Genomic DNA, 9,632 nt, shown 5'->3' on the forward strand with positions numbered 1-9,632 from the left:
ACTGGGGCCAGCAGGCCCGGCATGGCGCAGGCCGCCCAGGCCAGCCATGCCAGCCGCCCGGCCGCGGGCCGGGGAGCCCACGCGTGTAAAAAGGCGCCTACCTTGTGCTGCTGATCCGGTTCCACCTTGCTCATTCCCTTCATGCGGTTCATCGATACGCCGTATGCCGGACCAGCAATGCGAAAAGGGACAAGCGGAATTGAAACAAGATAAAACGGCTATGGCCGGCGTTCCTATGGCGCCCGGGCGGCAACCGTCACCCAGTACGGCGTGCGCTGCACGATGCGCACCGGCAGGGTTTCGCGCACCACCGCCAGTACGTGGTCGGTATCGTCCAGGCGGAATACGCCCGATACCCGCAATCCGGCCACCTGGGGATCGGTGCGGATAAAACCTGGCCGGTAGCGCGATAGCTCGGCCATGAACGCATCCAGCCGCATGTCGTCGGCCTGCAGGGTGCCGCGCGTCCAGCCCGGAGGCTCGATGCCCGCCGTGCCGGGCGCCCGCCCGATGGGCCCGGCCGCCTCGAAGGCCGCGCCGCTAAACCGGATTTGCTGGCCCGCGCCGACGATCTTGCGCGCGCCGCCATCGCGCAGAGTGATCTCCACCCGGTGCTCCAGCACCGACAACTGGGTGCCAGCCTGCCCGCCTTCCAGTTGCCGGACGGTAAAGCGGGTACCCAGCGCGCGCAGCCGGCCCTGGTCCGTGTCGATCAGGAACGGCCGCGCCATGCCCTGAATGTCGGGCGCCGTCTGCACATAGATCTCGCCGCGCCGCAGGCGCACCGCGCGGGCGTCGCCGGAATAAAGCACATCTACATCGGTGCCCGTATTCATCTGCACCCGGCTGCCGTCGGCCAGCACGATCTTGCGGCTTTCGCCCACGGCGGTGCGATAAGTGCCCGCGCTGCCCCATGGGCCATGGCGATACGCCAGCCACGCGGCCGGCAGCGCCACGCCCAGCGCGGCCAGTGCCTTGATGACCGCGCGCCGGTTCACGCCGGCCTGGCGTGTCAGCACGGGCACGCCCAGTTCTGGCGGCACCGCGCCGAACCACTGGCTCAGGCGTTCGGCGCGCTGCCAGGCCAGTTCGCGGTCGGGGCTGGCTTGCCGCCAGCGCTGGAAGTCCGCGTAGTCCTGCGGTCCGGCTTCGCCCGAATGCAGCAGTACCAGCCAGCGCGCCGCTTCGCGCACCACGGCACTATCCAGGGAAGCCGAAGATTCCAGCACGGGCACGGTCGCCTACTCCATCAACGCCAGGCACAGTTCGAAACCCTGCGCCATGTAACGCTTGACCGTGCGGTCGCTCATCCGCAGGCGGGCGGCGATTTGCGCGTAGGTCAAACCTTCCAGCTGCGACAGCACGAAAACCTCGCGCGCCCTGGGGGCCAGGCCGGACAGCATGGCGTCCAGTTGCTGCAGCGTCTGCCGTACGGCCAGCAGGTTCTCGGGCGATGCCACCGTTGCCGCGGGCAGCGTGGCCAGGGTTTCCAGCCAGGCCTGTTCCAGCGTCCGCCGGCGCCAATGGTCGTGCAGCAGGCCGCGCGCAATAATGGTCAGGTAAGCCCGCGGCTCGCGCACGTGCGCCGCCTCGTCCGGCTTGCGCAGCACCCGCAGGAAAGTGTCCTGCACCAGGTCGGCCGCGTCGTCGCCGCAATTCAGCCGGCGCCGCAGCCACTGGTAAAGCCAGGCATGATTGTTTTCGTAAAGGCTGCGAACGGTAGTAGACATGCGGGAACGCCCCGGCGCGACGTACAGGCAGACAAAAGATCCGCGCGTCCGCTGGCGGCGCGGACGGCGATGAGTTCGCCGCAGATAATACCAAGAATTATTCTTATTTGTTGTGCGCGACAGTTGTATCATCGAGCCGGTACGGCAGTGATTCCAAGTCCATACTCGCTCTGTGTCTTGCATTCCATGGGAAGCGCGTTCATGACTGACTCATCTTCTGCGTCGCAGGTCCGTCCGTTGCTGATCGATGACATCACCGTCATCGACAACGCCAAAGTCAAGAAAGCCGTTACCGCCGCCGCGCTGGGCAACGCGATGGAATGGTTCGATTTCGGCGTCTACGGGTTCGTAGCCTTTGCCCTGGGCAAGGTGTTCTTTCCCGACGCATCGCCCGCCGTACAAACCATCGCCGCCCTGGGCACCTTTTCGGTGCCCTTTTTAGTGCGGCCGCTGGGCGGCGTGTTCTTCGGCGTCATGGGCGACCGCTACGGCCGGCAGAAGGTGCTGTCGCTCACCATCATCATCATGGCGCTCAGCACGTTCTGCATCGGGCTGATCCCGTCGTACGCGGCCATCGGCCTGTGGGCGCCCGTTCTGCTGCTGCTGTGCAAGCTTGCCCAGGGCTTTTCGGTGGGCGGCGAATATACGGGTGCCGCCGTCTTCGTGGCCGAATACGCGCCAGACCGGCAGCGCGGTTTCCTGGGCAGTTGGCTCGATTTCGGCTCCATCGCCGGTTTCGTGCTGGGCGCCGGCATGGTGGTGGTGCTGCAGACCATCATGGCCGAACAGGCCTTCCTGGACTGGGGCTGGCGCGTGCCGTTCTTCGTGGCCGGGCCCCTGGGGCTGCTGGGCCTGTACCTGCGCCATGCGGCCGAAGAAACGCCCGCCTTCACCGAGCAACTGGCGAAAATGGACAAGGAAGACCGCGACGCCGTGCAAGAACGGCCCACCGTGTCGTTCCGCGAGATCTTCTCCAAGTACCGCAAGTCGTTGCTGGTTTGCATAGGCATGGTTCTGGTCACCAACATCACCTACTACATGCTGCTGACCTACATGCCCACGTATCTTTCCAGCAGCCTGGGATATTCCGAAGAACACGGCGTGCTGATCATCGTGGTAGTGATGATAGGCATGCTGTTCGTGCAGCCGCTGGTGGGCTTTGCCAGCGACAAGGTCGGCCGCAAGCCGTTCCTGCTGGTGGGCAGCATCGGCCTGCTGCTGCTGTCGGTGCCGGCCTTCCGTTTCGTGGGCAGCGACAACACCGGGCTTATTTTCCTGGGCCTGCTATTCATCGCCGTGCTGCTGAACTGCCTGACGGGCGTCATGGCATCCACGCTGCCCGCGCTGTTTCCCACGCGCATACGCTACAGCGCGCTGGCCAGCTCATTCAACATCGCCATCATCGTGGCCGGCCTGACGCCCACCGTTTCCGCCTGGCTGGTGGAAGGAAGCGGCAACCTGATGATGCCGGCCTACTACCTGATGGTGGCCGCGGCCATCGGCCTGGTCACGTCGTTCTTCCTGCCCGAGACCGCCAACCGGCCGCTGCGCGGCGACACCCCCACCGCGTCCGACCCGCGCGAAGCCAAGGCCCTGCTGCAACAGGCCTACGACCACATCGAACAAACCCTGGAAAACGTCGAAGCCGAAATCGAAGTCATGGAAACGCAACTGGCGGAACTGAAAGAACGCCGCCAGCGCCTGGCGGACCGGCATCCGGGCATCGATTAGCGAGCCAGCGGCGGCGCGCCGCTGCTAGCGCAGGAACGCCTCGACGGCTTTGTCGAACGCGGCGGGCTGGTCCAGCATAATGAAGTGAAAGCTGTCGTCGATACGCTGGTACGTAACCGCCGGCACCGGCCCGTACAGGCTGCGGTACCAGGCATCCACCCGCTCTGGCCCAATGCCGTAGGCCGGATCGTGGGAATAGATGACCAAGGTGGGCGCCGCCACCTTGGCAAGTTCGGGCCGCAGGTCGGTCACCATCAGTTCATACGTCGCCCTGGCGAATACCTGGCGGTCGGAATCCCGGGCCATTTGCACCAGGGCCGGACGGGCCGACTCGGTCTTGACCAGCCGTGCAATCGCCGCCTCTTGCATGGCGGCCAGTTGTTCGGGGCTGGCATCCAGCATGGCCGATTCCGCCGCCTTGGCCTGCGCCTGCATCGACTCGGCGGTTGCGGACGGGTTCATCAGCAGGCTGTAGAAGGGCAATGCGTCCACCACCACCACGCGGCCCACCTGCCCGGCATGGCGCGCGCCCAGCATCAGGGCAATGGCGCCGCCCAGCGAATGGCCCACGACGGCAGGCGCCTGCAGCCCCTGGGCAGCAATGTAATCGGCCAGCGCATCGGCCACCGGCTCGATGACGGGGCCCTGCGCATTGGCGCCAGCGGGCACGCCGGCGAAGCCCGCGATCTGCACCAGGTGCAGGCGGTGGGTTTGCGCCAGCCCGGCCGCCAGGCCGCGCCAGACCTCGCGCGAGGAACCCAGGCCGGGAACAAGAATGACATCGGGGCCCTGGCCCTCGACGGTTACCGTGAAACGCGACGGCGGGCTGGGCGCGGCCGCGGACGGACCGCACAAGGCGAACAGGGCAAAGGCCGACAAGGCCGCGATCAGTTTTTGTACAGACATGGCTACCGGGGATACAACCGATGAGCCCGCCATTATCGCGGAAGTTGCGGCCATGCTGCCCGACCGCTCGCCCCCTGCATTGTCAGGGAATCTTGATATTGCGCTCGCGCGCCACTTTCTCGTAGCGTTTCCGCTCGGCATCCAGAAACGCGGCAAAGGCCTTCGGGCCATTGCCTATAGGCTCTACGCCCTGGGCCAGCAGCATCTTGCGCGTATCTTCCTGGCGCAATACGCCATCGATGGCGTCCGCCAGTTCCGACACTGTTGCAGGGGGGGTTGCCGCCGGCACATACACCCCCATCCAGTTGGTGTACCGATAACCTTCAAAACCATCGATTTCCGCCATGGCGGGCACATCGGGCATGGCGCTGGAGCGCTTTTCCCCGGTCACGGCCAGTATCTTCAACTTGCCGCTTTTCTGGTGCGCCACGGTAGGCGGCATACCGACTATGCCCACCGGAATCTGATTGCCCAGCAAATCGGCCAGCGCGGGGGCGGCACCCTTGTAGGGAACATGCAGAATGGACACATTGGCGATCATATTGATCGATTCCCCCGCGAAATGCATGGAACTGCCGTTGCCGGGGGTGCCGTATGAAAACGCCTTCGGGTCGGCACGGGCCTGCTCCAGCAGTTCGGCCATGCTGTCGGCCTTGACGGCCGGATGCGCCGCCACCACCAGCGGGGTTTCGCCCGCCAAAGTGACAGGCGCCAGGTCGCGCTGCGTATCGTAGGGCATTTTCTGGCCGGCAATCGCGCTGACCAGTACCTCGGCGGGCGACGCCACCAGCAGGGTATAGCCGTCGGGCTCGCTTTTTACCACCGCGTCGGCGCCTATCGCGCCCGACGCGCCGGATCGATTCTCGACGACGAAACTCTGGCCGGTCTTCTTGGCCAATTGCTGCGCCAGGACGCGCGTGACGAAGTCCAGCCCGCCTCCGGCCGGGTACGCCACAATCATGCGCACAGGCCGGTCAGGCCATTCAGCTGCCTGTGCCTCCAGGGGATGGATCAGGCCGGTTGCCAATATGGCCAGCGGCACCGCTTGCTTCCAAGTTTTCATGGCTGTCTCCTCTTGTAATGGTGGCGCCGTGCCAGGCAGGCGCTACTGGAAGTCGGCGGCGCATCCCGGGGCCGGTGTAAAGCCCAGGTCGCCGCGGGCGATCACCGCATCCCGTCCGCCATTGGCCTGCAGCAACTCGGCCTGCCGCGCCTTGGCGCGGCGGTCCACTTCGTCCGGGTCGCACAGCGCGTACAGGCGGTCGCGGCATTCGGCCAGCACGCCCGCGTGGGCCGGGTCGCCGCTGAGGTCCGTGGTTTCTTCAGGGTCGGCCGCCAAGTCGAACAACTGCGCCGGATAGGCCGCGTAATGCACGTACTTGTAGTTGTCCATGCGGATCGCGAAAGCCCCGGTCGTCGATCCCATGCCGTGGTACTCAGACAGCACCGTGCGTTGCGGCACCTGCCCCTGGGCAATGTCCAGAAGATTGACCCCGGGATGCCCGTCTCGCACGGCGTTGAAATCCACCCCCGCGCTTTCGACAATGGTGGGAAAGCAGTCCACATGGCTGACCGGGGTGCCAACCTCAGTGCCGGCCTCGATGCCCGGCCCCCTCATGATGAGCGGCACGCCGGCGATTTCCTCGTACATCGTCGACTTGCCCCACAGGCCGCGCGCGCCCAGGTTATCGCCGTGGTCGCTGGTGTAGATGACGCGCGTGTCCGCGGCCAGGCCGGTCTCGTCCAGCGTGCGCAGCACTTTCCCGATGTTGTCGTCCAGGAAGGAAACCAGCCCGAAGTATCCCGCCAGGGCGCGCTTCACATCGCGATCCGACTCGAAATAGTCGTCGTAGCAGAAGCTGTGCGCGTAGTCGCGCAAGTAAGGGTGGTTGGGCCGCTGCTCGCGGGCGTACAGCTTGGGCAGCGGCAGGTCCTGTTCCCAATATGGGTAATAGTGTTCGGGCGGCGCTGTCAGGGGAAAATGCGGCGCGACGAACGACACAAACAGCACCCACGGCCGCTGGCGCGCCTGCGCGCCTTGCTCGCGCAGCCACACCTGCGCCCGCGAACAGATCTCGCGATCGTAAAAGGTGTACGGCGTTTCGCCAGGCCCGGCCATGGCGGCCATTTTCTTGGCGCCGCCACGGCGCGGCAGATCCGACCGGATCAGGCCCATCAGGTCCCCCTTGCCTTCGAGAATGTGCATGGGCACCTGCTCTTCACTGAAACCGTGGTCTTCTCCCGCCGTGCGGAAATGCAGCTTGCCTATCGACACGACATCATGCCCGCGGTCGCGCAGCACATGGTGCCAGCTGGGAATGCTGCCATCGTAGGCATCGGCGTTATCCCAGAAACCAATCTGGTGTATGTACTTTCCGCAAGCAAACCCCGCGCGAGCCGGAATGCACACCGGACTGGTCGTATACGCGCCGGTGAAGCGCGCGCCCTGCCTGGCCAACGCGTCCAGATTGGGGGTCTTCACGATAGGATGCCCGGCACATCCCATTACCTTGGGATTGTGTTCATCGGACATAATGACGACGAGGTTGGCCGGTTTCACGTGCTGTCTCCTGGTTATCTACTCTATTACTATATAGTATTAGTGAAATATGAATCGAGATCAAGCCCCTTTGGGCGCGGACCTGCGTCGCCGCCTGGAACGCTTTGTTCGGCCCGGCATGCCGAAGTACGTTGCGCTGCACGATGCCATTGCCGCCGCGGTTGCCACGGGAGACTGGGCGCCCGGCCTGCGCCTGCCCACCGAGATGGAATGGGCCCAGGAACTGCCGCTCAGCCTGGGTACCATCCAGCGTGCCCTGCGCATGCTGGTTGAAGAAGGCATCATCATGCGGCAGCAGGGCAGCGGCACATTCGTGGCCGACCGCGGCGATGGCTCCATGCACGCCCCCCTGCATTGCCGCTTCGTCGATGACGACGGCACCGGATATTTACCCGTGTATCCCAAAATCGTCGACCGTTATGCAGCCCCCGACGGGCAATGGACACAGCATCTGCGCTGCATGCAGGCGCTGTGCATCGAACGCGTGCTATCCATAGGCAATGAGTTTTCGGTGTATTCGCGGTTCTATGTCGATGCGGATCGCCTGCCGGCGTTTCGCGACCTGCCCCTGAAGAAGCTGGCCACCTTGAACTTCAAGGAACTGATCCTGCGCGAAACCTCGCAGCCTATCGGGCGCATCGACCAGTACCTGTCCGTCAACAAGTTCGAGGCGCCGGTCTGCCGCAGCCTGGGCGTGCGCGCCGGCACCGTGGGCCAGCAACTGACCATCCAGGCGTATGTGGGGCGAAACAGCCCGATCTACTACCAGGTACTGGCGATTCCGGCCAATAACCGCGTCCTGCACCTGATAAGCGATGGCCGCGAGCAAGGGCCTTCGTTCAGGGCGGATCGCCTGGGCGCCACATAGAAAAGCAGCCGGCCATGCCGGTTCGTGCCACTCATCCAACCGGCATGACGCTTCGTCATGCGCCGCTTGTTCGGTAAGTATCCCGGGTTCTAATCTGGCGCACCGCTTAATCAGTGCACAGCAAGATGCCCAAGCAAGCCCCGCCCGCCGGTTTTCGCCTGTCCCGAATCGCGCTGTTGCTGCAGGCCGGCGCATCCAGTCTGAGCCTGTTCGCGCCGCCGGTGCATGCTCAGTCAAACACAGCGTTGAACTATGATTTCCGCGGCGCCGATGGAACATGCTGCTCCGGCGGCAGCGATCCCGACAACGGCCACGATGGCCAATGGGGCCAGCGCGATTTCATCCAGCACGACAGCAACCAGCAGATTCAGGCCAGCAATCCGGGCCAGGCGGGCATACTTATCGACGTCAGCGGCGGGGCCGGAGGCAATGGCCAGGATGCCCCGGCCGACCGCAGCCATTGGGGCGGCAACGGCGGCGGCGGGCGCAATATCGATTACACCCTGTCCGGCAGCACGGTCACGTCCAGCGCGCGCGGCATCGACCTTTATTCCACGGGCGGCCATGGCGGCATGTGGGCCAATGCCTCGGGCCCCAATGGCGGCTACGGCATCGGCGGCGACGGCAACCTGGCGCGCATCACGCTGACAGACACCACTGTCAGCGGCCTGGGTTTTGGCATCGCAGTGCAGTCCTGGGGCGGCGGCGGCAGCGACAGTGCCATCGCAGGCGGGTTCGGCGGGGAACGCGACGCCGGGCATGGCGGCAATGCCGGAGAAGCCACCGTCAACCTGCAAGGCAATAGCTCGGTTACCGCGCGCGGCCCGGGTTCCGCCGACGTCAGCGCCGCGGTGGGCCTGATTTCTTCGGCCGGCAGCGGCGGCACGGGGCAGCACAGCGGCGATTTTGGCGGCCATAGCAATGCGGGCAATGGCGGCAGTGCATCCGCGATCAGCTTCTCGTCCTCGGCGGGCTCTGCCGTGGTCAGCCAGGGCGATGGAGTGTATGGGGTGGTGGCGCGCTCCCTGGGGGGCAGCGCCGCGCAGGACAATCCGGCCGACATCCGGGCAGGCACGGGCGGCGGCGCTGGCGCGGTCACCATCGCCAACGGCGGTTCGATCACCACGTCGGGCAATCGCGCCATCGGCATCTATGCGCTCAGCCAGGGCGGAAACGGTGGCAATGGCGGCGATGGCAGTTGGTCGTACGGCCATGATGGCGGCGCGGGCGGTTACGCGGGTTCAGTATCCATCAGCAATACCGGCGCCATCAATACCGGCTCGGCCGGCACGGTGGGCGCCAAGGGCATCGTCGCCAGCGTGCTGGGCTTCCTGCTCGCCCCGTACTTCAGCAGGCTGCTCCGCTTCTACCCGCCCGTCCTCACCGGCACCGTGATCACCCTGATAGGCGTCTCGCTGCTCCCGGTGGCCTTCCGCTGGGCCCAGGGCGGCAACGCCGCGGCCCACGACTACGGTTCGATGAAGAACATCGGCATGGCCGCGCTCACCCTGGTGATCGCCCTCGCCCAGCGCAGGCTGCTGCGCGGCTTCCTCCAGCAGATCGCGATCCTGCTCGGACTGGTCGTCGGCACCCTGGTCGCCGTGCCGTTCCACATGACCAGCCTGGACGCGATCCGCGGCGCGGACGCGGTCGGCTTCCCCACCCCGTTCCACTTCGGCGCCCCGCACTTCGAGGCCGCCGCCATCGTCTCGATGTGCATCGTGATGCTGGTCTGCATGACCGAGTCGACCGCCGACATGCTGGCGCTCGGCAAGATCGTCGGACGGCCCGCCGACGAGCGGACCATCGAGGGCGGACTGCGTGCCGACACCCTCGG

General features: G+C 65.5%; 8 protein-coding genes. 3 read left to right on the forward strand and 5 right to left on the reverse strand.

Annotated features, from left to right (window positions below; all coding sequences use genetic code 11):
• Positions 1 to 233: 233 nt before the first annotated feature.
• Together LPZ50_RS16675 and LPZ50_RS16680 are read right to left on the reverse strand one after the other, a co-directional pair.
• Positions 234 to 1,229 carry a FecR domain-containing protein gene (locus LPZ50_RS16675; protein ID WP_329957670.1) on the reverse strand — a complete coding sequence of 332 codons (996 nt, stop codon included), beginning with the start codon at positions 1,227 to 1,229 and terminating at the stop codon, positions 234 to 236.
• A 12-nt stretch (positions 1,230 to 1,241) separates the two neighbouring features.
• Positions 1,242 to 1,730, reverse strand: coding sequence for a sigma-70 family RNA polymerase sigma factor (locus LPZ50_RS16680; protein ID WP_230662782.1), 489 nt, complete (start codon positions 1,728 to 1,730; stop codon positions 1,242 to 1,244).
• Positions 1,731 to 1,931: 201 nt separating this feature from the next.
• Here LPZ50_RS16680 and proP point away from each other — a divergent pair, with 201 nt between their 5' ends.
• The gene (gene proP / locus LPZ50_RS16685) at positions 1,932 to 3,461 is read left to right on the forward strand and encodes a glycine betaine/L-proline transporter ProP (protein WP_230662784.1); all 1,530 of its coding nucleotides are present in this window, start codon (positions 1,932 to 1,934) and stop codon (positions 3,459 to 3,461) included.
• Positions 3,462 to 3,485: 24 nt separating this feature from the next.
• Here proP and LPZ50_RS16690 read toward each other — a convergent pair whose 3' ends face one another.
• From LPZ50_RS16690 to LPZ50_RS16700, 3 genes are all read right to left on the reverse strand, one after another.
• Positions 3,486 to 4,367, reverse strand: a complete 882-nt coding sequence (locus LPZ50_RS16690) for an alpha/beta fold hydrolase (protein ID WP_230662786.1) — start codon at positions 4,365 to 4,367, stop codon at positions 3,486 to 3,488.
• An 82-nt stretch (positions 4,368 to 4,449) separates the two neighbouring features.
• On the reverse strand, positions 4,450 to 5,430 hold the full coding sequence (locus LPZ50_RS16695) for a Bug family tripartite tricarboxylate transporter substrate binding protein (protein ID WP_230662788.1): 981 nt from the start codon (positions 5,428 to 5,430) through the stop codon (positions 4,450 to 4,452).
• 42 nt (positions 5,431 to 5,472) lie between these two features.
• The gene (locus tag LPZ50_RS16700) at positions 5,473 to 6,927 is read right to left on the reverse strand and encodes a sulfatase-like hydrolase/transferase (protein WP_329957671.1); all 1,455 of its coding nucleotides are present in this window, start codon (positions 6,925 to 6,927) and stop codon (positions 5,473 to 5,475) included.
• Between the two features lie 49 nt (positions 6,928 to 6,976).
• Here LPZ50_RS16700 and LPZ50_RS16705 point away from each other — a divergent pair, with 49 nt between their 5' ends.
• Positions 6,977 to 7,795, forward strand: coding sequence for a GntR family transcriptional regulator (locus LPZ50_RS16705; protein ID WP_230662790.1), 819 nt, complete (start codon positions 6,977 to 6,979; stop codon positions 7,793 to 7,795).
• A 125-nt stretch (positions 7,796 to 7,920) separates the two neighbouring features.
• A partial coding sequence (locus LPZ50_RS16710; RefSeq protein WP_329957672.1) for a solute carrier family 23 protein occupies positions 7,921 to 9,632 on the forward strand: 1,712 nt, incomplete at its 3' end.

This window comes from Bordetella petrii (assembly GCF_020991325.1).
Classification (GTDB): Bacteria; Pseudomonadota; Gammaproteobacteria; order Burkholderiales; family Burkholderiaceae_B; genus Bordetella_A; species Bordetella_A petrii_E.

What these genes read in the sequence shown, in the direction of transcription:
- LPZ50_RS16680 (WP_230662782.1), bottom strand. Translation starts at nt 1,730, where the DNA reads ATGTCTACTACCGTTCGCAGCCTTTACGAAAACAATCATGCCTGGCTT.
- proP (WP_230662784.1), top strand. Translation starts at nt 1,932, where the DNA reads ATGACTGACTCATCTTCTGCGTCGCAGGTCCGTCCGTTGCTGATCGAT.
- LPZ50_RS16690 (WP_230662786.1), bottom strand. Translation starts at nt 4,367, where the DNA reads ATGTCTGTACAAAAACTGATCGCGGCCTTGTCGGCCTTTGCCCTGTTC.
- LPZ50_RS16695 (WP_230662788.1), bottom strand. Translation starts at nt 5,430, where the DNA reads ATGAAAACTTGGAAGCAAGCGGTGCCGCTGGCCATATTGGCAACCGGC.
- LPZ50_RS16705 (WP_230662790.1), top strand. Translation starts at nt 6,977, where the DNA reads ATGAATCGAGATCAAGCCCCTTTGGGCGCGGACCTGCGTCGCCGCCTG.